Annotated in this window: 21 protein-coding genes and 1 pseudogene; 14 read left to right on the top strand and 8 right to left on the bottom strand. The window is 46.5% G+C overall.

Going from position 1 to position 24,427, the window contains the following annotated elements; all coding sequences use genetic code 11:
• Positions 1-93, top strand: a 93-nt coding sequence (locus tag PN462_RS03830) for a transposase (RefSeq protein ID WP_272126642.1), incomplete at its 5' end; no start/stop codon positions are given.
• Positions 94-197: 104 nt separating this feature from the next.
• On the opposite strand, the gene PN462_RS03825 is transcribed toward PN462_RS03830, so the two are convergent.
• Entirely contained in the window at positions 198-1,394 is a 1,197-nt protein-coding gene (locus PN462_RS03825; protein WP_272126641.1) for an HhoA/HhoB/HtrA family serine endopeptidase, read from the bottom strand.
• A 320-nt stretch (positions 1,395-1,714) separates the two neighbouring features.
• Between PN462_RS03825 and lexA the strand changes: the two genes are divergently transcribed.
• On the top strand, positions 1,715-2,383 hold the full coding sequence (gene lexA / locus PN462_RS03820) for a transcriptional repressor LexA (protein ID WP_272126640.1): 669 nt from the start codon (positions 1,715-1,717) through the stop codon (positions 2,381-2,383).
• Positions 2,384-2,659: 276 nt separating this feature from the next.
• Here lexA and PN462_RS03815 read toward each other — a convergent pair whose 3' ends face one another.
• The 3 genes from PN462_RS03815 to PN462_RS03805 all read right to left on the bottom strand — a co-directional run bounded on the left by PN462_RS03815 (position 2,660) and on the right by PN462_RS03805 (position 5,331).
• A complete protein-coding gene (locus PN462_RS03815) occupies positions 2,660-3,052 on the bottom strand; it encodes a VanZ family protein (RefSeq protein WP_272126638.1) in 393 nt (130 codons plus the stop codon).
• Between the two features lie 39 nt (positions 3,053-3,091).
• A complete protein-coding gene (locus tag PN462_RS03810; protein ID WP_272126637.1) occupies positions 3,092-3,994 on the bottom strand; it encodes a succinate--CoA ligase subunit alpha in 903 nt (300 codons plus the stop codon).
• A gap of 95 nt (positions 3,995-4,089) precedes the next feature.
• On the bottom strand, positions 4,090-5,331 hold the full coding sequence (locus PN462_RS03805; RefSeq protein ID WP_272126636.1) for an ATP-grasp domain-containing protein: 1,242 nt from the start codon (positions 5,329-5,331) through the stop codon (positions 4,090-4,092).
• Between the two features lie 314 nt (positions 5,332-5,645).
• On the opposite strand from PN462_RS03805, the gene PN462_RS03800 reads away from it, so the two are divergent.
• The 12 genes from PN462_RS03800 (at position 5,646) to PN462_RS03750 (ending at position 22,303) form a co-directional block, all read left to right on the top strand.
• The gene (locus PN462_RS03800) at positions 5,646-7,508 is read left to right on the top strand and encodes a hypothetical protein (RefSeq protein WP_272126634.1); all 1,863 of its coding nucleotides are present in this window, start codon (positions 5,646-5,648) and stop codon (positions 7,506-7,508) included.
• A 397-nt stretch (positions 7,509-7,905) separates the two neighbouring features.
• Complete coding sequence (locus tag PN462_RS03795; protein WP_272126633.1) at positions 7,906-8,889, top strand: pentapeptide repeat-containing protein; 984 nt, start codon at positions 7,906-7,908, stop codon at positions 8,887-8,889.
• 388 nt (positions 8,890-9,277) lie between these two features.
• On the top strand, positions 9,278-11,128 hold the full coding sequence (locus PN462_RS03790; protein WP_272126632.1) for an NAD(P)H-quinone oxidoreductase subunit F: 1,851 nt from the start codon (positions 9,278-9,280) through the stop codon (positions 11,126-11,128).
• Positions 11,129-11,145: 17 nt separating this feature from the next.
• Complete coding sequence (locus PN462_RS03785) at positions 11,146-12,735, top strand: NADH-quinone oxidoreductase subunit M (protein ID WP_272126631.1); 1,590 nt, start codon at positions 11,146-11,148, stop codon at positions 12,733-12,735.
• Between the two features lie 107 nt (positions 12,736-12,842).
• Positions 12,843-14,138 (top strand): CO2 hydration protein, encoded by a 1,296-nt coding sequence (locus tag PN462_RS03780; protein ID WP_272126630.1) that lies wholly within the window; start codon positions 12,843-12,845, stop codon positions 14,136-14,138.
• 269 nt (positions 14,139-14,407) lie between these two features.
• On the top strand, positions 14,408-15,034 hold the full coding sequence (locus PN462_RS03775) for a type I restriction enzyme HsdR N-terminal domain-containing protein (RefSeq protein ID WP_272126629.1): 627 nt from the start codon (positions 14,408-14,410) through the stop codon (positions 15,032-15,034).
• 338 nt (positions 15,035-15,372) lie between these two features.
• Positions 15,373-16,011 carry a FeoA family protein gene (locus PN462_RS03770; RefSeq protein WP_272126628.1) on the top strand — a complete coding sequence of 213 codons (639 nt, stop codon included), beginning with the start codon at positions 15,373-15,375 and terminating at the stop codon, positions 16,009-16,011.
• 4 nt (positions 16,012-16,015) lie between these two features.
• Positions 16,016-18,334, top strand: a complete 2,319-nt coding sequence (gene feoB / locus PN462_RS03765) for a Fe(2+) transporter permease subunit FeoB (RefSeq protein ID WP_272126627.1) — start codon at positions 16,016-16,018, stop codon at positions 18,332-18,334.
• Positions 18,335-18,435: 101 nt separating this feature from the next.
• The gene (locus tag PN462_RS23365; RefSeq protein WP_443029054.1) at positions 18,436-18,771 is read left to right on the top strand and encodes a FeoC-like transcriptional regulator; all 336 of its coding nucleotides are present in this window, start codon (positions 18,436-18,438) and stop codon (positions 18,769-18,771) included.
• A 250-nt stretch (positions 18,772-19,021) separates the two neighbouring features.
• A complete protein-coding gene (locus tag PN462_RS03760) occupies positions 19,022-20,572 on the top strand; it encodes a sulfatase family protein (RefSeq protein ID WP_272126626.1) in 1,551 nt (516 codons plus the stop codon).
• A 121-nt stretch (positions 20,573-20,693) separates the two neighbouring features.
• On the top strand, positions 20,694-21,509 hold the full coding sequence (lgt, locus tag PN462_RS03755; RefSeq protein ID WP_272126625.1) for a prolipoprotein diacylglyceryl transferase: 816 nt from the start codon (positions 20,694-20,696) through the stop codon (positions 21,507-21,509).
• 281 nt (positions 21,510-21,790) lie between these two features.
• Positions 21,791-22,303, top strand: a complete 513-nt coding sequence (locus PN462_RS03750) for a hypothetical protein (RefSeq protein ID WP_272126624.1) — start codon at positions 21,791-21,793, stop codon at positions 22,301-22,303.
• Here the strand turns inward: PN462_RS03750 and PN462_RS03745 are convergent, their stop codons facing one another.
• The 4 genes and pseudogenes from PN462_RS03745 to PN462_RS03735 all read right to left on the bottom strand — a co-directional run bounded on the left by PN462_RS03745 (position 22,304) and on the right by PN462_RS03735 (position 24,304).
• A complete protein-coding gene (locus PN462_RS03745; RefSeq protein WP_272126623.1) occupies positions 22,304-22,831 on the bottom strand; it encodes a TolB family protein in 528 nt (175 codons plus the stop codon).
• Positions 22,800-23,309, bottom strand: coding sequence for a TolB family protein (locus PN462_RS03740; protein WP_272126622.1), 510 nt, complete (start codon positions 23,307-23,309; stop codon positions 22,800-22,802). The genes PN462_RS03745 and PN462_RS03740 overlap by 32 nt, the downstream gene beginning before the upstream one ends.
• Before the next feature lie 32 nt (positions 23,310-23,341).
• A pseudogene (locus tag PN462_RS23360) lies at positions 23,342-23,473 on the bottom strand (RNA-guided endonuclease TnpB family protein); the annotation flags it as partial.
• Between the two features lie 48 nt (positions 23,474-23,521).
• Positions 23,522-24,304: a transposase gene (locus PN462_RS03735; protein WP_272126621.1), complete on the bottom strand. Its 783-nt coding sequence runs from the start codon at positions 24,302-24,304 to the stop codon at positions 23,522-23,524.
• Positions 24,305-24,427: the final 123 nt, after the last annotated feature.

Raw genomic sequence — 24,427 nt, 5'->3', positions numbered from 1 at the left:
GTTTTTTGGACAGGCTCGTACTTTGTGGCTAGTTGCGGAGGGGTGACAATTGAGACATTAAAACAGTATGTCGAGAATCAAACTGCCCCCTGATTCATCCCATCGCCGGAGGCGAGGGTCTTCTCAGGGTTAAAGATAAATTTTTGGAATCCACGCGATTTTAATCTGTGGAGAGTTCAACCTATAGGAATTCAAGTTTAATCCTCCGTCGGGAAGGCTTTCGGGAATACTTGCAATGTTTTTAATGTTCCCTGACGTTGGACTTCCACTTCTAATTTCTCCCCAATACGACTCATTTCCACTTGTTGCTGGACTTCGATCGCGCTTTTCACCGGAACACCCCCCACCGTGACAATAATATCCCCCGCTTGAAACCCGGCATCTTGGGCAGGAGAAGCCGTAATGACTCCCATGATCACTACCCCTTGGTTGGCAGTGATTTCAAAGGAATATTGACCACTCTGATTAATCTCTTTCCGTCGATCTTCAGTTAACGTAACCATCTGAATGCCTAAATAGGGATGTTCGGCCCGGCCCTTGGTAAACAGTTGATTAGAAATGCGTTTGGCGGTTTCAATGGGAATGGCAAACCCTAACCCCTGAGCATCGGCCCGAATGGCCGTATTAATTCCCACCACTTCTCCTCGCGCATTGAGTAAGGGTCCCCCAGAATTGCCAGGATTAATGGCCGCATCGGTTTGAATAAAGCGCACCCGCTTATCCGGGACTCCCACTTGACTACTCGAACGGTCTAAAGCACTAATAATCCCCACTGTCACTGTATTATCTAAACCGAGGGGATTGCCAATAGCGATCGCCCATTCCCCTGGAGTCAACGTTTCCGAACTCCCCAACTGAACCGTCGGTAAATTATCCGCTTCAATTTTAATCACCGCAATATCTGTCACCGAGTCTCGGCCTAACACCTGTCCAGGTAACACCCGTCCATCCTTGAGGGTAACTTTCACCGTCTCGGCCCCTTCCACCACATGAGCATTGGTCACTAAACGACCATCAGAACTGAGAATAAACCCTGAACCCGTCCCCCGTTGCACTCGTTCCTGGGGAAAGGGCATTTCCTCCCCGAAAAAGCGACGAAAAAAAGGTTGATCAAACGAATCAGGAGACGGTTGACGAACAGAACGGGCCGCATCAATGCGGACAACCGCCGGCCCCACCTTCTGCACCGCATTGGCAATAAAATTCAGATTCCCTGTGGCCGGACTGGTGGGAGGGTCAATGGGAATGGACGGCAAGGCTGCTGGAACAACTTGGGGAGAAGGGGTTGAGGGTTCAGGCGACTGGGCAAAGTGGCGATGACCCCAAAATCCTGTGCCTCCACCAACAACCAACAAGCTAATATAAATACTTAATTGCTTTAGTGGGATAACCATTACTCTACAGGATGACAGATCGAACGTGACTGAGATATCTTTCACTCTAGCAATTTTCTCTCCTCCCGATTCAATTCTTTAGACGAGAATTGTTTTTTCTGGGTGACGGGAGAAAAATTTCCCGTAAGCTGAGGGGCTATTCTGCGAGTAGGAGAGAAAATGAGGCTATGATGCCGCGAAACCCAAGGTTTTCTCCCGTCTTGCACCTTGAGGGGAATTTTCTGCAAAATTTTATTGGTAAAATAGTACGAGAGTTCTACAATAGGGAGGGAAGCATTCGACTTCCAGAGGTGTTTTTTAAGGATTTAACCATTACAATTATGGAACCGTTAACCGCCGCCCAACAAGAGCTTTATGATTGGTTAGTTGAGTATATTCGCACGGCTCAACACGCTCCTTCGATTCGCCAGATGATGAAAGCGATGAATTTGCGTTCTCCAGCCCCCATTCAAAGTCGTCTGGAACGGTTGCGTACAAAGGGATATATTAGTTGGACTGAGGGGAAAGCGCGGACTTTGCGCATTCTCTATCCCCCCAGTCGTCAGGGTGTTCCAGTTCATGGCGCGATCGCAGCCGGGGGGTTAGTCGAACCCTTCACCGATATTCAAGAAGAACTCGACTTATCCACCCTCTGTCAACAACCCGACTATTTTGCCTTACGAGTCACTGGGGATAGTATGATCGAAGACCTGATTATGGAAGGGGATTTTGTAATCATGCAGAAACCCCCAGCCAACGAAACCCCCAAAGACGGCACAATTGTAGCGGCCCGAGTCGATGGTTCAGGAACAACCCTGAAACGCTACTATCAAGACGAGGAAAAAATCCTCCTCAAACCCTCCAATTCCCGTTACAACCCCATCGAAGCAAAGGCCAGTCAAGTGGAAGTGCAAGGGGTTTTGGTGGGGGTGTGGCGGGGATATAATGCTCGCCAACATCTCCGTCAGGCCAGCAATAATCTCCCTAGTACAACATTAGGGGCAGTTTAACCCACTTTTCCAAGGGGCGGGCTTTGAACTTCGTTTTTCCGTCAAAGAAACGACAAAAGGCAAACTCAGTCAGGCCGTCGAACGCCCTATCAACGCCGATAAAATGCACTTGATTCCTATAAAATCAAGGGATTGCAGATTTTTGACATAGGGGCAATTTCTAAATTGCCCCTACAGTTCAGTTTTAATCATCATTAACCGAATTTCAGAGCAAAACCAAGAAGCGAATTAACCCAAACCCCCCTCCCTTCTCAACCCTCACAGATCAACCAGCAACTACTCCCGCTTATTTCCCACTTCTCGTTCCACCAACCAGTATCCCACCGCCAACCCCAGAAAACTGGCCGTTAAATCAATCCAACTATAAGTCCGACTAGGGGAAAAAGACTGGAGAAACTCATCTACAACCGTGATCAGAGCAAAAATAACCGGAAACAACGGCAAACGATAGCCAAAACAAGGAATTTTGCGCTGTCTTAGCACTCGATGTCCCAAATAAGTGGCAATTAAATAAAGAACCACATGGCCTATCACATCATAATGAGGAATACGATTCAAATACTCTGGTAATGTTTGCTGATAGGCAGAAAACCCAATAAAAATTAACGTGGCCGCATATAAAAGGGCAATTAGTCGCCATCCCCAAGAAATTGTATTTGGTTGACTCATATCTTCGGTATGCAAAGGAACAAAGACTCAGACAGTCTCCTATTTCTTCTGCTTCTTCAACGCTCCTCGGATTAATTCCGCAATCTGATAAGGAGATTTAGCCACCGGAATTTTTGCTTTTTTACAAACCGCGATTTTTTCCGATGCGAGACTGGTATGGGGAAACGGTTCAGAAATTTGTGAAGCAATCAAAGTGGCCGAGTCTTGGGGGATTGAATTCACCGGAATTTCTTGTCCGGCAATATAGGCCACAACGGGTTTAGAATAATTCTTGGGAATCGCTTGGGCTGCCGCATCATTGCCAATGGCACTTTGTTCAAGGAGGACAATGGCCTCCGTTTCCCCATCCTGCGCTAATGCCTCATACCAGTCCGCAAAATTTGCCCCAATCATATCACTGGTTCCCCAATGAACCACCATAGACTGGCCAATTCCGGCTTGGGTTAAAATCGTCGCCACTTCATCGGTTAAATAAGAATCAGTCCGGCTAAGAATCGCCACATTACCGGGTTTATACCCTTGAGGGTTCATCATTCCCAATAAGACTTTTCCGGGGATTAAAACTCCTGAACTGCCTCCGCCTAAAATGAGAATATCTTGATTGTGGGTTTTATTGAGGAGTTGCATTACATCCAAGGGGGGAACCCCGGCTGGAATAATAATTAATTGTTGGATTCCGGCGGCGATCGCTTCTAAGGCTGCATCTAAAATGAGATCAGGGGCGACAAAAATTAAACTGGTGTCAATCTCCCCAACTTCTGAAATTGCTTGTTCAACGAGATCAAACACGGGAATGTCATGGAGGGTGGTCCCACCTTGGCCAACACTCACCCCGGCCACAATATGGGTCCCATAGTCTTTCATTTTCCCTGTCGCATAATTGCCCAACGGTTCAGTAATCCCCTGAATTAAAATTTTGCTTTTCGGTGTCCAAGTAAACATGGTTTTTGGTAATGGGTAATGGGTAATGGGTGATTAAATCAATTATCCGTTATCCACGGAAAGTTCAACCAACAACAAACCACAAAGAACAAAAATCACTTTGCCCAAATGAGGGTTTGTGTAATGGCCTCGTCTAAGTTGGCGGTACAGTAAATAGAATCTTGGTTAAGAGAGGGGGGGAGATCAGATAATAACGCCTCGCAACAACGAAAGACTAACGCTGGAGGCTTTTGGGGAAGGGTTGAGGTAGAATTGCGGGAAGACTGGGAGCGGCCTTGACGACGGGTGGCAACCGCTGTGGGACGCTCTACTCGGTCTTCTCCCGCTTCTTGATCTTCAAAGGCAAAGAAACGGGAAATGATCTCTAGTAGCACCTCTTGAAACGGTTCAACTCCTAAAAGGTGCAAGAGGACAACTTTGATCTGAGTATCGCTTAATAGCTCATTAAAGGCTTGTTCAAGCTGAGTTTTGAGTTCTGCATCAGAAAACCAGATTCCGCCGCTTTCTGAGCCAATAACTAGGCAATTGCGAGGTTTCGCCCCTTGTTGAGAGAGTAAATCCCAAATGGTCGCAGATAGACTGGTGCTATTAGAGAGTAAGCCGATTTTGCCCTTAGAATGATTCCAGTTGAGCCATTCGGGTTGGGGAGAAAAGGGAACAGTGGGCATTGGGGGACTATAGCCATTAAACTGGGTCACTAAGTCAGGATGACGGACTAAAGCCCGATTATTTAAGGCGATTTTCCCATCCAGTGCCATCACATTACCATTTTCATCAATGCCCAAGGGATTAATCTCAATGCTATCTAAATCCCGCATCAGGAACAGAGCATACATTTTTTCGACAATATTGCTGATAGTGCGGATCATTTCCCCTTCGAGACCCATTTGAATGGCTAACCGTCGGGCATAGAAGGGGGAAAAGTCCCCATCAATGACAACGGTGTGCATACTGTCTAACAAGTCTTCCACTTGAATCCCTCCTTGAGCCGACCCTAACAAGATGGGATGATTCAGTTGATAGTCGAGAACGATCGCCAAAAAAATTTCTCGTTGGACTTGGTAGCGGGCTTCTGCGAGGAGGAGTTGGGGATATTCCCCGGAAATGGGTAAATTGAGGATGGTTTGTGCCGCCGCGATCGCATCAATGGTATTCTCGACAAAGCGAATGCCGCCAGCCTTAGCCCGACCTCCCGACCGAACTTGAGATTTTAACACGATGGGATAAGAGACGTGCAATTGCTTGATTTCCCGTGAATCAGCAATTTTCTGGGCTGGCAAGACAGGAATTCCCACTTCTCGAAATAGTTCTTTAGCTTGATACTCTAATAAATCCATTTTTTATAGTTTTCTCACGCGCTTTAATTGTTGCTATGATTCCCTGTGAAAGGGGATATCTATTTTGCCTCAATTCTATTGAAATGATCTTGAATGCTTTATTTTTGCAAGTCCCAGTCGATACGCCTGTTGATACGCCGGAAGGATAGGACACTTGCTCCTTGTATTGCGGGCATACCGGAGGATTGCGTCCTAGAGAAGGTCAACACCTGCTTGTCCTTATGCTTGTCCTTATGGCTGATCTTTTGCTCCAGAAAGCAAAATCCATCTAGACTAACATTACTACCACGCTTATTGCTGTTGTTGCTGTGATCATGGAAACATCGACGTATTCAGTCGATTTAACAACTCTAGAGACGGTTCTCCAACAACGTCTCCAAGCCGAATTAGGAGAGGTTGCTCCCCTACAGGTTAATTGTTATGTCAAGCAAGATACCCTCTACGTGGTGGTGGAGCATCCTGTTCCTAAGTTAGCCCATCCCAGTCGGGCGTTTCGCCGCATTACGGAGGTGTTTCGCGCTGAGGGGATTGAGCAGCAGTACCGAGGCTTAATTTATCTCAAGGTGCAGGGGATGAGCCAACCCTATGGGTTTCATACGTATAAACCGACTCCTCCCCCGTCGCAGGAGGAGGACTTGTCGGCAGAGAAGGGGGGGCAATTGGCCCCGGTGCAACCCCCGGAACAAACGGCACCTCCTGCGTTACCAGAAGCGGAGCGAGAGGAGTCTGAGCCGGACGTAGAGCGCGAGGAGTCTGAGCCGGACGTAGAGCGCGACTGGGCTTTTGTGCCGGATGCCTTTGCGGGGCCGGATGCAGATCATGGGCCGTGGGTATATGGGGAAAAAGACCCGGAAACCTCTCACTCTCGCTTTTTTCTCAATCAAAAAATTGGTCTTTCTTTACTGTTGGCCGGGGTGGTGGTGGCCATTATTGTGGGGATTGTGATTTTTGTGAAAACCTTTTCAGTGTTGACGCGGCCTTGTGTGTTGCGCTCCTGTGAATCGTTGGATGTGGCCGAGGAGTTGGCCACGGAGGCGGTGGAGACGGTGGAAATGCCGACGACGGGCCGGGCCATTCTCCAGGCCCAAGAGCAATTAGAACGTGCGATCGCGCTATTAGAGGCCATTCCCCAAATCTCAGGCCGCTACGAGGAAGCCCAAGATTTATTAGCCAACTATCAAAAGGATGCAGAGGAGTTAGATCGGTTAGTGGAGGGGTTAAAGTCCGCCTCCAAAGCCGCCAATTTAAGCCAAAATCCCCCCCTTCCCGTAGAGCAGTGGGAGGAGTCGGCGGAAAACTGGCAAGGGGCAATTAACCAACTCGAAACCCTCCCTCCCGAAAGTGAATTTTATCGCTATGCTCGCCAAAAAATCCGGGAATATCGCCGCAATTTGCGGATGATTGAGCAGCGCAAAGCTCAAGAAGAAGAAGCGAAAACTAACTTAGCAGGGGGCCAAGAAGCAGCCAAAATGGCCCAAGTCCGCCAAAACATCGCCCAATCCCTCGCCGACTTACAATTGGCCTACGCCACCTGGCAAACGGCGGTAAACCGTTTAGAGGACATTCCCCCCAATACCACTGCCTATGAAGCGGCCCAAGAAGAATTAGAGCAGTATCGCCCCAAATTAGAAGACTCCCTCGAATTAAAAAATCGGGAAGTTTTCGCCCAAGATGCCTATAACCAAGCCTTGCGCATGGCCGACTTAGCCGCAGCCGCAGAAAAGCGCAATCAATGGACCGAGGCCACTCAACGCTGGCGAGATGCCCTGAATTTCCTGCAACAAATCCCCGCCAATACCCTTTATACGGCAAAAATTCAGCCGTTAATGGAGGAGTATTCCCAAGCCCTCACCCAAGCCCAATCGCGCTTACAAGAGTCCTTACAAGTCCGTCAGGCCCGACAGGAGTTAGAGGATGTGTGTAGTGGGTCTATCCGTATTTGTGTCTATTCGGTGACGGAGCAATTATTATCGGTTCGTTTAACCCCTAGTTATATCGAAAAAGTCCGACAAACGGCGCGTCAAGCCCAGAGTGAGAATAATTTGGAGGGACAAGTGGATATTTTAGACCATGTTTTTGCTTTGGAACAAGCATTAATTCGAGTCAGCGATCGCACGGGAATCCCCCTAGAAATCTACACCCAAGATAATATCCTAGCCAAACGCCATCAACCTTAATTCACTGTTCAAAACTTTGCCTTGGGTTTTAACCCAAGGCAAATATAGCGTTTTCATCAGAGTTGTAAACTGACTGGTTTGGCAAAGGAAACAGGGAACTCCGGAACAGGGATAGGAGTTTTAGAGTTTTTTATTACTTTTTGATTTATGACAAATCATTTATTTTTGCTATAGTTTAAACCCGTTAAAAACCGGTTAAGTGACCCAAATTTAGCATTCAGGGGTAAGGAAGTTAACACATTTTACCATTCTTCAAACAAACTGAAGTCTCTGGTCATCAAAAAATTTGCAGAACTTTATTTAAATAACTTAACGCCATTTCCCCTCTAATTCAGTCAAACTAGAAATAGAAAAAAATGATTAAACCTTGTGAAGCAAACGGAGGAGGAGAGAGAGTATGGAAGCCCGTGAATTAATTAATCGTTACAATGCCGGAGAACGGGACTTTAAAGGGGTTAACCTCATGGGAGCAAACTTAGAGCGAGCGAAACTCCCTGGGATCAATCTTTCCGATGCTTATTTAGGAGCAGTCAACCTCAGTCGGGCCAACCTCAAAGGGGCAAATTTAACTAGAACGTACCTCTTTCGCGCCGACTTAAATTGTGCTAAAGTCCATGAAGCCAGCCTAACCCAAGCCGACTTAACCAAGGCCAATCTACAAGGGGCGTATTTTGTCAAGTCTATTTTAAAAGATGCCAAACTCAGTGGGGCGCGACTGAATCATGTTAATTTACGTCAAGCCAACTTAACAGGAGTTAATCTCTGTGGGGCGAATTTACAGGGCATTAATTTCCGGTCTGCCAATTTAAAAGATGTTAACTTGAGTTGGGCTAACTTATCCGGGGCTAGACTCAGTGGGGCAAATTTCCAAGGGGCGACGCTGAATGGGGTAAAATTGAGCGGGGCTTATATGAATGGGGTTGATCTCCACGGAGTTGACTTAGATGGAGTTAATCTCAGTAATGCCAAGATTAGTGGGGCCAATTTAAGCGAAACCAACTTATCTGTTGCCAACCTCAGTGATACCCAGTTGCGGACAGTATTTATGTCGAGAGCGAATTTACACGCGGCCAATTTACAAGGGGCTAATCTCTTGCGGGCAGGCTTATGTGAGATAGATTTCAGTAAGGCTGATTTAACAGAAGCAAGACTGGAAAAGGCTGATTTAACGGGTGCGAATCTCAATAAAGCCTGTTTAGTGGACACGAATCTTCGTCAGGCCAGTTTACGGAATGCTTATCTGTGGGGAGCGACGTTGCAAAATGTTGATTTCGCGGACACTAATTTATCTGGGGCTAATTTCCGGGGGGCCCATTGGGCAGAAGTGGACTGGCAATTGGCGATTCTAGAGGAAGCAACATTACCGGAGGGGGTGAGATAGTGGATAGGCCCTCACCCCCCAACCCCCTCTTCCCACTTTGGGCGAGGGGGAGCCGGTTCTTCTGAAATTATCCATTAATTCTCGATTCTGTCTCTTGATAGATGGAGAGGGGGGTGAGTTTTTTTAAACTTATCTTTATACTTGCAGGGCTGTGGGGAAACTTAAAGTTTCCCTTACTTGTGTTGCCAAATTTTTTGGCGATATCAGAATGATAAGTAAAACTATGAGTTGTGATTACCGTTTTAAGAGCGTCTAAACTTCTGTTTTACGTCTAAACCGAGTATTTTAGACAATAGTGAGACCTGAAACTGTTATTCTTAGACTTAACCCGATCACCTGATCCGATTGTCGAGCAATTGATTCTATTGCACCTATTAAGGAGTCCTTTATGCTGCAATTCTTTAGCCAGACTATCTGGCTGATTCCCTGCTACGCTTTAATTGGCGCGATTTTCGCCATTCCTTGGTCCCCTGGGCTAATTCGTCGCACTGGCCCGCGACCATCCGGTTATATTAACATTCTGATGACCTTTGTGGCCTTGGTTCACAGCATCTTTGCATTGGTGGAGGTGCGGCAAACCGGGACCCAGTTTTTTAGTTTTAACTGGCTGGATGCGGCCAGTTTACAAATTAATTTTGAGATGATTGCCTCTCCAGTGACAGTGGGGGCATTAATCCTGATTGCGGGGTTAAACTTTCTGGCCCAAATTTACGCAGTGGGCTATTTAGAGATGGACTGGGGGTGGGCGAGATTTTATTCCCTCATGGCCTTGTTTGAAGCGGGGATGTGTGCGTTAGTCCTCTGTAACTCCCTGTTTTTCAGTTATGTGATCTTGGAAATTCTCACCTTGGGGACCTATTTGTTAATTGGCTTTTGGTTTAACCAGTCCCTAGTGGTGACGGGGGCCAGAGATGCCTTTCTCACCAAACGGGTGGGAGATTTAATTCTGTTAATGGGGGTGGTGGCCTTACTGCCCCTAGCAAAAACTTGGAATTTTCAAGAGTTGGCCATTTGGGCAAATACAGTGGAATTAGACCCCCGTTTGGCGACTTTACTGACGTTGGCCTTAATTGCGGGGCCCCTGGCCAAATGCGCCCAATTCCCTCTCCACCTGTGGCTGGATGAGGCCATGGAGGGGCCAATGCCTGCGACAATTTTACGGAATACGGTGGTTGTTTCAACGGGGGCCTGGGTGTTAATTCGCCTTGAACCTGTGATCGCCCTGTCTTCTTTTACAATTAATACTGCATTGTGGATTGGGGGAGTGACGGCTGTGGGGGCTTCCTTGATTGCGATCGCGCAAATTGATATCAAACGCATCCTCTCCTACTCCACCAGTGCCTTCATGGGCTTAATCTTCATTACAGTAGGCATTGGAGAACCCCAAATCGCCTTTTCCCTGTTATTAACCTATGCCGTGGCCATGGCCTTAATTATCATGAGTCTCGGCGGCATTATCCTCAACAATATTAGTCAAGATGTCACCCAATATGGGGCATTATGGTCCCGTCGTCCCGTGTCTGCCCTGTGTTTCTTAGTGGGAGTGGGGTCCCTAGTTGCCTTACCCCCCTTGGGAGACTTCTGGGGACTAGCGGAACTGTCTAACACCCTCAATGGGCCATTTTTGGGGATATTATTGTTAGTCAATGGAGCAATAGCTTTTAGCATGGCCAGAGTTTGGGGGTTAATGTTCACCGGGGACCCCACCCCCATGACTCAACGGTCTCCCGAAGGACTCTGGGCCCTAGTCCTCCCCATGACGGGACTCGCAGGAATTGCCCTACACTTACCCTTAATTCTCTCCCAATTAAACCTCCTCCCCGAATTCCCCCTTCTCACCGAAACCCCCGTCTTACTGCTGACTGCATCAACTCTTATTGGAGGAAGTGCCGGCTTAGTCATTTATTGGAATCGTAACCGCAAAGGGGCAGTCACACTGGGATCACAAGCCCTGCAAGACTTTTTTGCCTACGACTTTTACACCGCCAAACTGTACAAACTCACCATTGTCTTCGCCGTTGATATTATCTCCCAAATTATCTACTGGATAGATCGGTTTATCGTCGATGGAGTGGTGAATTTAGTGGGACTCATTACCGTCTTTAGTGGGCAAACCATCCGCTATAACACCTCTGGACAAACCCAATTTTACGTCCTCTCCATCATCTTAGGCATTGCCCTGTTAGGGATTACCCTCTGTTATCCCTTCTTCGACCAATTGAACTTTGTTTTGAACTAGACGCAGCATAAAACCCTATGTTAACCACACTGTTACTGCTACCCCTCATTGGTGCATTAATTGTCGCTGTCCTCCCTGCGGGGTGGACTGCGGGCAGAATTCGCCAAGTGACAGGCAGTTTTGCCCTCCTCTCCTTTCTCTGGTCCATTTATCTACTGACTCAATTTGACCTCAGTAATGGGGGATTTCAGTTTACGGAATACCTGGCTTGGGCTGAACCCATTGGTCTGAGTTACAGTTTAGGGGTGGATGGCCTCTCCCTCCCCCTCTTGGTGTTGAGTGCCTTACTCACTTGGATTGCCGTTTATACCACAGGTAAAAATGTAGAACGGCCCCGCCTTTATTACGCTTTATTTTTGTTGGTGAATAGCGGGGTGGCCGGGGCGTTGATGGCTAATAACCTGTTATTATTTGTGCTGTTCTACGAACTAGAGTTAATTCCCTTTTATCTCTTGATTGGCATTTGGGGGGGACAAAAGCGGGGATATGCCTCTACGAAGTTTCTCCTCTATACTGCCGTTTCCGGGTTGTTGGTGTTGGCGGCCTTTTTGGGGATGACTTTCTTGAGTGAGTCTAATACCTTTGATTACAATACCATCACCACTGAAGGACTTAACCTGAGAACCCAGTTAATTTTACTCTCCTTCTTGTTAGTCGGGTTTGGCATTAAAATTCCCCTAGTTCCCCTGCATACGTGGATGCCCGATGCTTATGTGGAAGCATCCCCCGCAACAGCGATTTTATTAGGGGGAATTTTGGCAAAATTGGGGACCTATGGGTTAGTCCGGTTTGGGTTACAGTTATTTTCCGACACTTGGAACTTAGTGGCCCCTGGACTGGCGGTGATTGGGACGGTTAGTGTAATCTATGGGGCATTAAGCGCGATCGCGCAAAAAGATATCAAACGCATGGTCGCCTACAGTTCCATCGGCCACATGGGCTATATTCTCGTCGCAGCCGCCGCAGGAACGGATTTAAGCGTATTAGGATCAGTGGCCCAAATGATCAGTCATGGTCTTATTTTAGCCCTGCTCTTTTTCTTAGTGGGCATTGTGGAACAGAAAGCCGGAACACGAGATTTAAACGTCCTCAATGGCTTAATGAACCCCATCCGCGGCCTGCCTCTCACTAGCGCGTTACTCATTGCTGCGGGGATGGCCAGTGCAGGTATTCCGGGGTTAGTGGGGTTTGCAGCAGAATTTATTGTCTTTCAAGGCAGTTTTGCCACCTTCCCCATCCCCACTCTCATCTGTATTATTGCCTCTGGGTTAACGGCGGTTTATTTCGTGATTCTGCTCAACCGCACTTGTTTTGGCAAATTAGATAATGAGCGTGCCTATTATCCCACGGTGAACTGGGGTGAACGGACTCCCGCGCTCATTTTAGCGGGGATCATTTTCTTCCTCGGGTTACAACCTAACTGGTTAGTCCGTTGGATACAACCCACTACTGATCAGTTGGTGGCACACCTCACCCCAGTGCAAACGGAACAAGTCGCGGTAGTCAGTCAACCTAAGGCAGAGGGCAGAGGGCAGATGGCAGAAGGAAGACTGAACATTCCCCCCCTAACCGGAAAGTCTAAGAAACCGGGTTTCTCTCCAAACTAAACATCTCACCCCAACTGAAAATAAGAAACCCGGTTTCTCCTCCTTAACTTTTTCCCCCTAACTTTCTCCCCCTTATTCCACAACTAATAAAACATCAGAAAAAAACTATGGTACAAGCACCCGTTAAACCAACAATTCCTCCCTCCAATCACGAATTTGCCGATATGATTCATCGTTTAGAAGCGGGGGGATCAATGTTACCGGATACCCCGGAAAACTTAATGCAAATTATCGGCATTTATAAAGCCTACGCTGTGCCAATGGACTTCTATTGGCGCGACTTACTGTATATTGCCGAACGAGTCTTTTTAAACCCCGTTCCCTTTTTTAAATACTTTTTACCCCAAGAGTATTTAGATTTACCTAACTCCTATGCCGGAGAAAATGCCGACTTTCGCGTTTGGCAAAAGGGAGAAGCATCAGCACACCCAGAGTTACTCGAATTTATGGACAAAGGGGAAGTAAAAAAGAAAATTCCTAAACTCTTTCACCACCTCTGGCACGATCGCGTTAATATGGAGTTTGCTGAAGCTTGTAAACAGGCTATGCTTTGGCATCAGGGAATGGGGGGTAAATTTAATGATTATCTGGAAAGCGAGGAATATAAAGCCAACGCCGATCGCGCCATTAAAGCCTATTTTAAAAACAATCCTCTCATGTTGGGACTGTATAAATTATTTCCCAATATGTTCTATGAAAAAGTGCGGGAATTGTCCTATTATGCTAACTTAGGACTATTCTGGGAAGTAATGGCCCCGGTGTTTTTTGAAATGAGCGATCGCTATGATGCCGGAGACTTCAAAACTGTCCCTGATGCCATGGATTTCCTCGTCAATGGTATCTTTATCGCCGCAGGCCGTCCCATTTATCATCATGTCTATATTGATGGGGAATGTTACGAAATTATCCCCAAATCGGCAGGGTTTACTTGGCTTTACGAAGCAGCATTACCCTATGTAGAAGCAGTCTTTTATCGTACTGCACCTTTCCGGGGTACAAAGTCCTATAATGCCCAAGCAAAACAAGTCCCCGATGAGCAAAAAGACTTCCATTATGGCATTTTATACGCCGATGTCTTCCCCGTCGGCACAGCAGGTATTCCTCCGACATTATTAATGCAAGATATGCTGCATTTTCTCCCCCCTTATCTTCTCGACTACTATCAAAAATATTGCCGAGGGGAAAGTGATATGTTGATTCAATTAGGGATCACATTCCAGCGTTCCATGTATAATGTAACATCAGCCGTAATACAAGCCTTACGAACTGCTTTACTCTATCCCCTCGATGATCCCAACCCGGAACATTTAAAGAAAAATCGCCAATTTTTCGAGGCACAAATGGATCGCTTTTTACGGCCAGAAGCCCGGTTACGGGATATTCAACGGCAAGACTATCGGTAGTTGATAGTTGATAGGTAAGCATTCAACCATCAGCACTCAGAGAACAGCTTTTGGTAAGCATTCAGCTATCAGCTATCAGCCGTCAGTTTACTTTATGGGTTTAAACGAATGCTTACCTCTATCAACCCGTTTTAACGGGTTTCAGCTATTAGCCTTGGGTTAAAACCCAAGGCATAAGCTGTCCAAGTTCAGGACAAGTCTTGGTCGCTACGGCATCCCAATTTAAATGTATGACAGCTTATAAAGGTAGCATTACCTGAATACTTACCATGGTACAAACAATTCCAGCAAGAGAAATAGACCTCCGTTATCTCATTGATCACTTCGGACTCCAGCGCGTCCGCGACCCCGAATTTTTTCCCGAATGGCAAACCAACTTACCCGCTATAACTGACCTAGAAAAACAACAACTAGACAAAATTAAAGAAGGATATTACAACCTAATCGAATATCCTCCTGTTCTCGAAAACGTCGTCAAACTCTCCATTATTAGCCCCCTCTTATTCATTGCCGACTTTTATTTACCCCCCTTTCACATCAAAACCGAAAAATCCATTCAAATTCAATCCGAATATGACGGAATAACCATTGAAGGTCGAATAGATATTTTACTCCTCAAAGAAAACTTCTGGGCTACCGTCATAGAATCCAAAAACTTCTCCTTCTCCAACGAAGAAGGACTCGCCCAACTCCTCACCTATATGTTAGCTAATCCCAATAATCAAACAATAACTTATGGGTTAGTTACTAATGGGGTAGATTTTCAATTTGTCAAGTTAAAGTGTGAAGAAACCCCAAAATATAGCTTATCTAATAAATTCATTCTCACCAACCAAGGAGAGGACTTTTATCAAGTCTTACAAATTCTCAAAAAATTAAGTTCTTTTGTAGATTAAATAATCATTACAGACAAATCAGCCAGAAAGCCTTCGATTTAACATCGAAGGATGAATGACTGACGGGTCACTTCGTCCGATTCATCTTCCAAATTCCCCCTTCCGACTGCCCAAAGTTGGGAGTTTTTTATAGTTTTGTAAATAATTGCAAATTATTTTCATAAATCTCCAGCAACAGGAAGCCCAAAGCCACCAATAAGGTGAGCGTGAATACCATTGCAGGCTTGAAAGCGTCTTCTGTAAACAGTTCTCAGGCCAACTTTAAACAAAGATATTAATCACTTCCCAAAATTGCTGCAAAAGATTATCATTAAGGTATTGTTTACCCATTAAGAGTCATGGACTGGCGAGTGAACCCCCACAACGACAAACCCAAGCAAAACCTTCACCGAAAAGCCTGGCAGTTTAGTTACTGGGGTGATACAGCAGAACAAGATACGAGTCTCAATCAGATGTTTGAAGTTAACCCCAGTCAGGGAATCTATCCCCTCACAAAAACCCAAGTTGGCCAGAAGGTGTGGTTAGTGGATTTTCAGGGTCAAAACGGGAAAAAACGGTTAGCGAAAATGGGATTATTTCCGGGGCAACAACTGGAAATCATTAGCAGTCGTTCCAGTGGTTCAATGTTAGTGGCCGTCCAAGAGGACCGTATTGGCATTGGGGCAGGGATGGCTGATAAAATCCTCGTCAGTAACGAACCTGTCAATGTTTCTCCCCAAGACTCCGACGACACCAAAACCTATCTGCGAGAATTGCCCGTTGGGTCTATGGGTTGTGTGGTGGGGTATGATCAAGCGAGACGGGGTTATAAAGGCAAACTTTTATCCATGGGACTCACCCCCGGAACACCCTTCAAAGTTGTCCGAGTGGCCCCATTAGGCGACCCCATAGAAATTGAACTACGAGGGTTTCACCTCAGTTTACGCAAATATGAAGCTGATGCCCTGGTGGTTGAACCGTTAGATAGCGAGGAATAAGCAGATGGTAAAACCTATTATTGCCCTCATTGGTAATCCCAACTCTGGGAAAACCACCCTTTTTAATGCGTTAACCGGAACAAACCAACGGACGGGAAACTGGCCGGGGGTGACTGTTGACCGCAAAGAAGGCCAATTTCGCTATGATGGGCAAGAAATCACCGTTGTGGACTTACCTGGAGTTTATTCCCTGGACCTCGAAGACGAGGAAACGGGGATGGATGAACAGATTGCCCGCAATTACCTGCGGTCTGGTGAGGCCGACCTGATTGTTAATATTGTTGATGGCTCAAATTTAGAACGAAATCTTTATTTAACTACGCAGTTAGTAGAGATGCGCGTCCCGATGTTGGTGGCCTTGAATATGATTGACTTGGCCAAAAAACGGGGGACAGAAATTAATTCTAAAATATTGAGCGATCGCTTCGGGTGTCCCGTCATTCCCATTACCGCAGCAACGGGAGACGGCATCCCCGAATTATTACAGCGTATTGGGGAATTAGTGGAAAATATCAGTCATTCCCCGGCCTATGTGGCCTATCCGGCAGTGATTGAAGATGCCTTAGCTGAACTTGCCCCCTATATTAGCGAACATAGCCAAGCCCGTATTGTTGAACCCCGTTGGACGGCGTTAAATTTATTACAGTATGAAGACCGAGTTCCCCCAGACCTAGGGGGAGAAGACTTTCAGAAATTACTGGTTAAACACCGTCACCGCATTCAGCAAGTATTAGGAGAAGATTTAGATATTTTAGTGGCGGATAGTCGGTATGGGTTTATTGAGTCTGTCACCAAGGCCGCAAGTCACAAGGTTGGCCAAGTGAGTAGTAGTACCTCCGAACGGTTAGATCGCATCGTCCTTCACCGTTGGTTCGGGATTCCCATTTTCTTGGGGGTTATGTATTTGCTGTTCCTGTTTACTATTAATGTGAGTGCGGCCTTTATTGACTTTTTCGATATTGCTGCGGGGACAATTTTTGTGGATGGGTTGGGGACTCTCTTAGGCAATATTGGCACACCGGGTTGGTTAATTGCGTTATTAGCAGATGGGGCCGGGGGAGGGATACAAACCGTGGCCACGTTTATTCCGGTGATTGGCTTTATGTTCCTGTTTCTCTCTTTGTTGGAGGATTCGGGGTATATGGCCCGGGCCGCTTTTGTGATGGATCGGTTTATGCGCTTTATTGGCCTGCCAGGGAAGTCTTTTGTGCCGATGTTGGTGGGGTTTGGCTGTAATGTTCCGGCGATTATGGCGACGCGGACGTTGGAAAATTCCCGCGATCGCATCCTCACCATTATGATGAATCCTTTTATGTCCTGTGGGGCCCGACTCCCGGTTTACGCGCTATTTGCGGCGGCCTTCTTCCCGGTGGGGGGACAAAATGTGGTGTTTGGTCTGTATTTTATCGGCATTCTGGCCGCCATTTTTACCGGGTTTGTTATGAAAAATACTCTCTTTCAAGGGGAAGCGAGTCAATTTGTCATGGAATTACCCCCCTATCATGTCCCACGCATTAAAGGGGTTTTCCTGCGGACTTGGGACCGGTTGCAATCGTTTTTAGTGAAAGCGGGAAAAGTGATTGTAATTATGGTCATGGTGTTAGGACTCCTCAATTCTGTTAGTTTTGATGGGACTATTGGCAACCAAGACAGCGAAAACTCGGTTTTGAGTACCACCTCGCAAGCAGTCACCCCGATTTTCCGTCCCATGGGAATTGAACAGGATAATTGGCCGGCCACCGTGGGGGTTTTTACCGGAGTTTTTGCAAAAGAAGCGATGGTGGGGACGTTAGATTCCTTGTATAGTCAACTGGCCCGAGAAAGCGAGGTGGCTGAGGAAACCGAGTTTAGTTTTTGGGGAGGAATGGGAGATGCGATCGCAACTATTCCCGCTAATTTAGCCGATCTCTCCAATCAACTCCTCGATCCCTTGGGAATCAATATTGGCAATACCCAAGATATGGAAGTTGCAGCCAGCGAACAAGAAGTCCAAACCGGAACATTTGGGGCAATGCAACAACGATTTGACGGACAAACGGGAGCATTTGCTTACCTCTTATTCGTCTTATTATACTTCCCCTGCATTGCTGCCACTGCTGCCGTTTACCGAGAAACTAACTTAGGTTGGACTGTCTTTGTTGCCTGTTGGACGACTGGACTGGCCTATATTGTAGCAACCCTCTTTTATCAAATTGCTACCTTCCCCCAACATCCGAGTAGTTCTTTAGGATGGATTATCACCATGTTACTCATTTTAGCGGGAGTGATATTCGGATTAAAACAACTCCGTCCCGTCGAAAATAAGAATGTACTCGCGTCTTAGTGACCACTTAGAAACCGGGTTTCTTATTCCAATTTAGAATAAAACCCAAACCCTGAGACAGAAACCCGGTTTCTCAAAGCTATCTATTACCCAACAAAACCATGATTTTAACGAATCTACAACAATACATAGCCACTCACAAAAAAGTCTCCCTAGAAGACTTATCTAATCACTTCCAATATGATCCAGAAGCCTTACGACCTATGTTGAATCGGCTTATCAAAAAAGGTCGAATTTGTCAACAAAAAAGCGAAAAATGTCACGGTTGTACCCATTGTTCTCCCGAATCCATTGAACTGTATGAATGGATTAATTATCATAACAATCGGGATAGTTTTGAGTGTCGAAATGACAAAAGAAACCCCTGCAATGGAAACTCCCGCAATGGAAATTCCCGTAATTTGAAGTATAGAAGAACGTCAAAACGCAAAAAATAGCGAATAACCAACAACAAATAACCAACAACAAACAACCAACATCTGCTGGTTGACTGACAAAACCTCTGAAAGCCCTATTCTGTCGTAGGTTGGGTTAGCGACAGCGTAACCCAACAGAACTCTTGCTGTTGTTGGGTTTCGTCACCTCAACCCAACCTACTTTTGGATATTTTGTCAGTCAATCAGCCAACATCTGTTACATTAGAGACTTGTATCCTCTGGCGCATCAGAAACCCCCAAAGTAACAGAAATGCCTAACCCTCCCCTTGATATCGTTCTCCTCGTCCTCGACACCCAGAGAAGCGATCGCTTATCCTGTTATGGGTACGACAAACCCACCTCCCCCGCAATAGACGCATTAGCCGCAGAGTCCACCCTATTCCAGCGAGGAGTGGCCGCGGCCCAATGGACCATTCCCTCCCACGGGTCCATGTTTACCGGGGTTTATCCCTCGGAACACCAGATGGTTCAGTCTTACTCCCGACTCCCCGACAGTCTCCCCACCCTAGCAGAACGGTTGCGGGATGGGGGCTATTATACCGCCGCATTTTGTAATAACCCCCTCGTTGGGGTAATTAATAATGGCCTCAGACGGGGATTTTATAGCTTTTTGAACTATAGTGGCCTGTTAAACTCCCATCCCAACCAAGCAGGAATTCCGGCCAATTTAATTGACCGTTATCGGTCTTGGTTTAAGCGGGTTTTAGCGGGGACCCTTTCCAATGTCCAAGATGCCTTTGCCCGCAATGAGATGTTGTTAGAGTTGTCCTTTTCTCCCCTGATGGTCCCCTTGTGGCAAACGGCCTTGAGTTTTAAGGGGAACACGGCCAAGTCTCTCCAAGATGCCGCTAGATTGTTAATTAATCGAGATCAGGCCGAGGAACAACCCATTTTTACCTTTATTAACCTGATGGGGACCCATATGCCCTATCATCCCCCTCGTAAGTACATTGAACGGTTTGCCCCCCATGTCCTGAAAGATAAGCAAGCGAGGGCTTATTTACGGCAGTTTAACAGCGATATTTATGGGTGGTTGGCCCCTCTTGCAGACCCCTTGAATGAACGGCACAAACATACCCTCGATGGGATGTATGATGCAGAAGTGGCGGCCCAGGATGAACAGGTGGGGCGGTTTATTGCCACGTTGCGAGAAGCGGGACGGTTGGAGAATACGCTGTTCATTCTCTGTTCGGACCACGGGGAACATTTAGGGGAAAAACGCCTAGTGGGGCATACCAACGCCATTTATAATGAGTTGGCGCGTGTTCCGTTAATTATTCGAGATGGGTCTGGGGCATTTCCCCAAGGGACTGTCCGGGAGGAGGTGGTTTCGACTCGACAGTTATTCCATACCATTTTAACCGCCGCAGGTTGCGCGACTCCGGCGGAGATGTCGCTGACGTTGGCCTTGTCGGGTGAGGATAATACCCATCCGGTGTTTGCGGAAGCTGTTCCCCCGCAAAATGTCCTCAAGTTGTTGATGCAGCGTCAACCGGAGTTAGTCCAAGAACGATTATGCGATCGCACAACCCTTGCAGTCTGGAACAAGGAATACAAGTTAGTGGCCAAAAATAGTGATCAAGTCATTTTTGATGCTTGCGAACTATACGATATTGTCAATGACCCCAGTGAAACGCTAAATTTACACGATATTCTGCCGGAACAGGTAGATTTGTTGCAAGATTACCTAGAAGCGTTCTACCATAACCAAACCCCGGTTGCCACGGCCTCGGTGACTGCCGATAATTTTAATGATCCTGAAGTCTATCGTCGCTTACAGGATTTAGGTTATTTGGAATAGTTGACAGTTGATAGTTGATAGTTGACAGTTGATAGTGAAGATTAACCCGTTTTAACGGGTTTTCGCTATTAGCCTTGGGTTGAAACCCAAGGTGCAGAAACCAACAAAAAACAACAAACCTATGTATCCCCCAGTTGATCCTATTCTGTTTGAATTTGGCCCCCTTACCGTGCGCTGGTATGGCATTCTGATGATGAGTGCTATTGTCATTGGGTCTTGGGTGGCCAGTCGAGAGGTGAAACGGAAGGGACAAAACCCCGATGACTTATGGGATATGTTGCTTTGGATTATTATTCCGGGGTTTATTGGGGCCCGGTTATATTACGTTTTTATCCAGTCTCCGCGCAATGACCAAGGGATTGGGTATTATTTGTCTAACCCGGAGCAGATTTTACAAATTTGGGGAGGGGGAATTCATATTTTTGGGGGGTTTCTCTTTGGGGGAATTGCCCTTTATTTGTTTACGAGGATCAAAAATTTACCGACGCTGAAATTTTTAGATGCGATCGCGTTAGGATTGCCCTTAGCCCAAGCAATAGGCCGATGGGGAAATTTTATTAATCAAGAGTTATACGGGCCACCCACTACCCTTCCTTGGGGATTAAAAATTGATCCGTCTCGCCGTATTTCTCCCTATAATGATTTAAGTCAATATCCGGAAAGTGTCCGTTTTCACCCTCTCTTTTTATACGAGTCTCTCTGGAATTTTATCGGTTTTTTTCTCATTTTTTGGATTTCCCGTCGTTTTGGGAAACAATTAAAAACGGGGGATATTGTTTTGATGTATTTAATCTGGTATCCGTTTGGCCGCTTTTTTATTGAGTTTTTACGCACTGATTCTTGGTTTTTCCCCGGTACTCCTTTTAATGTGGTTCATATTCTCTGTTTTGGTGCGGTTGCTTTTGGTTCAATTATGCTTTATTTAAGACATAAGTAAACCTTGGGTTGAAACCCAAGGCTAATAGCTGAAACCCGTTAAAAACGGGTTAAATTGCCTTAATTATTTTGCTTTTACATAATTAGGCTTAAAATAAGCCCTAAAGGGCTTACTACGAACTAGAAAAAGCTCTCAAGGTTTTATGAAGGGGAATAGCTGTTTGGCTCGAAAATCTCTCTAAATGGGTATCATCGCCAACCTTATTCAAGTCGAGCGACGGACAAACTCCTTGGGAAGTCCTCGTTAAGATAAAACTAGAGGTCAATCCACTTCATTATTTTATGAATTATTTAATTGCTGTTTTATCTAATCGAACTAAAGCTGAAAATGCCTATAATGCTTTAGCACAGGAAGATTTACCCATGTCGCAAATCGACTTATTAGGGGAAGGGTATGAAAGTGCAGATGAGTTTGGACTCATTCACCCCAACCGACAAGCCTATCGGCGAGCCGTCAAGTTATCCTATTGGTTAGTCCCCTTTGGGTTTGCGGCAGGATATGCGTTTAATTGGTTAACGGGGATTACAATTTTTGACTGGATGAATGCCTTTGGCAATCATATCTTTGGGGGGATTTTAGGTGCGCTGTCTGGACTCCTCGGTGCTGTGTTTGCAGGAGGTGCAGTCGGTTGGACGGTTGGGAGTGGGGACGCATTGGCCTACCGCAACCGTCTCAATGATGGCAAATATGTGCTGATTGCTCAAGGTTCGGATGAACTGCTACAAACCGCAACTCGTGTGTTGCGTGCGTTTGAACCAGAAAATTTGCAAGGTTATGTTGAACCGACGGGATAGTTAGAGATCGCGTTCAATAATGGCAATATCCCATTCTCCTAGTTGACTGGTTTGAAAGGCCACGGAACGACCATCCCCACTAATGGTGGGGTATCGTACTGATCCTGTAAAATTGGCGGTGAGAAGTTGCGATCGCTGCCTGTCTCGGTCATAAATAAAAATATCCGTCCGGCCTCGTTCTGTGGACACATAGGCCAGATAACGACCGTCTGCACTTAAAGCGGGTTGGTCTTGGGAGGAGTCTCGACGGTTTAAATTCGGGAGGGGGACGAGAGTTTGTTGTTGGAGATCATATAAAAAAATATCTCGTCGGCCATTGCGATCGCTAGCAAAGGCCAAATACCGACCATCCCCACTATAAGCCGGAAATTCTTCCGGTCTTTGACTATTTAACCCCCCCGTCGGAATTTGTGGAGACTGGAACACCTGACAACTGGTGAGTCCCCCCAGTATGACCCATAATCCCACCACAGCGAGGAATTGCGCCAGACTGAACTTAATCTTTAATGGTTTTCCCCGAACGGTCATACACCAGAATATCCCATTGGCCATCTCGATTCGCTGCAAAGGTAATCCGTGACCCATCGGCACTAATTTGCGGGTGACGGACTTCTGCTTGTAAATTATCGGTTAAATTGCGATCGATTCCCGTTTCTCGGTCATAAATATAAACCTCCGACTGTCCCAAACGACTGGCCGTATAGACAATATAGCGGCCATCTTCGGAAATCGACGGGTCAGAGGCCGTCATATCTAAGGAGTTGAGTCCGGGGACGGGGAGCAGTTGACGGTTATCGGCATCAAAGAGATAAATATCTTGAGACCCATTGCGATCGGAGACAAAGACAATATACTGGTCGGATACTTGGGGGGAGAGTTCCGACGCAGGACTATTCAACCCCTGACCACTGGTATCGTAGGGGAATTTTAAAAGACGGGGATACCCTTGGCAACCGCCTAAAACGGTGGCCAAGAGTAAGAGGAAGGAAGGGAGGGAGAAACGCATTATTGAGAGGTGCGATCCTGACACTCCACGCCCTAGAAGGACGCGGATTCTTCATTCATAGACCCAACTTGCCCTAGCAGGATTGCTCCAACTAAAGTAGAGGTCGAATCTCCTGAAGCGTTCGGGTTTATAGCCCAAGTTCCCATATGCCCTACGGTACTCAAAAACATTGTAGCATCAAGTCGCCCTAAAAGGGCGAGGCTTTAGACCCATTATTTTTGGTAAAACTCAACAAATGCGTCCAAGGACTCACAAGTCACCGCTTGAGGGAGTAACGTCTCCAAGCGAGACAGTTGTTCAATAGCAGTAATTTTTGCCGCTACAGCGTCCGGAACGTCTCCAAAGCGCACTCTCAAGACTTCCAGAACATTATTCCGAGCAGTTTGTACTGCTCCTTGTTCGCGTCCTTGTTCGAGTCCTTGTTCGAGTCCTTGTTCGAGTCCTTGTTCGAGTCCTTGTTCGCGTCCTTGTTGTAGTCCTCGCTCGATCGCTTCTCGTTCTAAACTACTTAAATAGGGCATTCGTCGATCCTCCTCTAAGGTTCTCACCTCAGTTTTAAACTGTCGCTCTAGTGCTGGGGGTAAAACCATCAGCCAATCCAAGAAGCGATAGAGTTGAGTGACTTCTTGGCGGCTATATCCCCGCATCCACAAGTATCGCAATAATTCTATTTTCCAGTTTAAGCGGTCTTGGGCGTTTTGGCTGGTTTCTTGGGTTTTCAGATGGGCCATGACGACTAACCCAAAGGGATTGTCGGTTTGCTCTAAACTTTCCCAATCGTTGGCGTAGTCCAATATTTTAAAAATGGGAAACTCTAGACTAACGCGACATCCTCCTAAACTATACCCATAGCTAGAGGGTCGCCAGTTGGGGCGATCATCGGCGAGAACCGCTACACTGATCACAGGTTGCTCATAACGATCAAAGAGACGATAGTTATAGGTGTACATCCGTTTGGCGAAGTATTGGTCGTATTGACCTTCAATGACCCCCACCTACTTCGTGAGGTGGGGGAGTGGGGAGAGATAACCTTCCCGTAGCTGCGAATAGCTCTCCAGGGGTATTGCGGATTAACACTACTGGTCGTTTCTCTAGACCGGATTAGCTGTAAGGGGGCG

It is taken from the genome of Spirulina sp. CS-785/01, assembly GCF_028330525.1.
Lineage (GTDB): Bacteria > Cyanobacteriota > Cyanobacteriia > Cyanobacteriales > Spirulinaceae > JAQMSD01.
Note: the sequence above shows the minus strand (reverse complement) of the source record. Positions and strands in the feature narration are given on the sequence as shown.

Excerpts from the sequence above, each read along its gene's own strand:
- PN462_RS03825 (WP_272126641.1), bottom strand. The coding sequence starts at position 1,394 with ATGGTTATCCCACTAAAGCAATTAAGTATTTATATTAGCTTGTTGGTT.
- lexA (WP_272126640.1), top strand. The coding sequence starts at position 1,715 with ATGGAACCGTTAACCGCCGCCCAACAAGAGCTTTATGATTGGTTAGTT.
- PN462_RS03815 (WP_272126638.1), bottom strand. The coding sequence starts at position 3,052 with ATGAGTCAACCAAATACAATTTCTTGGGGATGGCGACTAATTGCCCTT.
- PN462_RS03810 (WP_272126637.1), bottom strand. The coding sequence starts at position 3,994 with ATGTTTACTTGGACACCGAAAAGCAAAATTTTAATTCAGGGGATTACT.
- PN462_RS03805 (WP_272126636.1), bottom strand. The coding sequence starts at position 5,331 with ATGGATTTATTAGAGTATCAAGCTAAAGAACTATTTCGAGAAGTGGGA.
- PN462_RS03800 (WP_272126634.1), top strand. The coding sequence starts at position 5,646 with ATGGAAACATCGACGTATTCAGTCGATTTAACAACTCTAGAGACGGTT.
- PN462_RS03795 (WP_272126633.1), top strand. The coding sequence starts at position 7,906 with ATGGAAGCCCGTGAATTAATTAATCGTTACAATGCCGGAGAACGGGAC.
- PN462_RS03790 (WP_272126632.1), top strand. The coding sequence starts at position 9,278 with ATGCTGCAATTCTTTAGCCAGACTATCTGGCTGATTCCCTGCTACGCT.
- PN462_RS03785 (WP_272126631.1), top strand. The coding sequence starts at position 11,146 with ATGTTAACCACACTGTTACTGCTACCCCTCATTGGTGCATTAATTGTC.
- PN462_RS03780 (WP_272126630.1), top strand. The coding sequence starts at position 12,843 with ATGGTACAAGCACCCGTTAAACCAACAATTCCTCCCTCCAATCACGAA.
- PN462_RS03775 (WP_272126629.1), top strand. The coding sequence starts at position 14,408 with ATGGTACAAACAATTCCAGCAAGAGAAATAGACCTCCGTTATCTCATT.
- PN462_RS03770 (WP_272126628.1), top strand. The coding sequence starts at position 15,373 with ATGGACTGGCGAGTGAACCCCCACAACGACAAACCCAAGCAAAACCTT.
- feoB (WP_272126627.1), top strand. The coding sequence starts at position 16,016 with ATGGTAAAACCTATTATTGCCCTCATTGGTAATCCCAACTCTGGGAAA.
- PN462_RS23365 (WP_443029054.1), top strand. The coding sequence starts at position 18,436 with ATGATTTTAACGAATCTACAACAATACATAGCCACTCACAAAAAAGTC.
- PN462_RS03760 (WP_272126626.1), top strand. The coding sequence starts at position 19,022 with ATGCCTAACCCTCCCCTTGATATCGTTCTCCTCGTCCTCGACACCCAG.
- lgt (WP_272126625.1), top strand. The coding sequence starts at position 20,694 with ATGTATCCCCCAGTTGATCCTATTCTGTTTGAATTTGGCCCCCTTACC.
- PN462_RS03750 (WP_272126624.1), top strand. The coding sequence starts at position 21,791 with ATGAATTATTTAATTGCTGTTTTATCTAATCGAACTAAAGCTGAAAAT.
- PN462_RS03745 (WP_272126623.1), bottom strand. The coding sequence starts at position 22,831 with ATGACCGTTCGGGGAAAACCATTAAAGATTAAGTTCAGTCTGGCGCAA.
- PN462_RS03740 (WP_272126622.1), bottom strand. The coding sequence starts at position 23,309 with ATGCGTTTCTCCCTCCCTTCCTTCCTCTTACTCTTGGCCACCGTTTTA.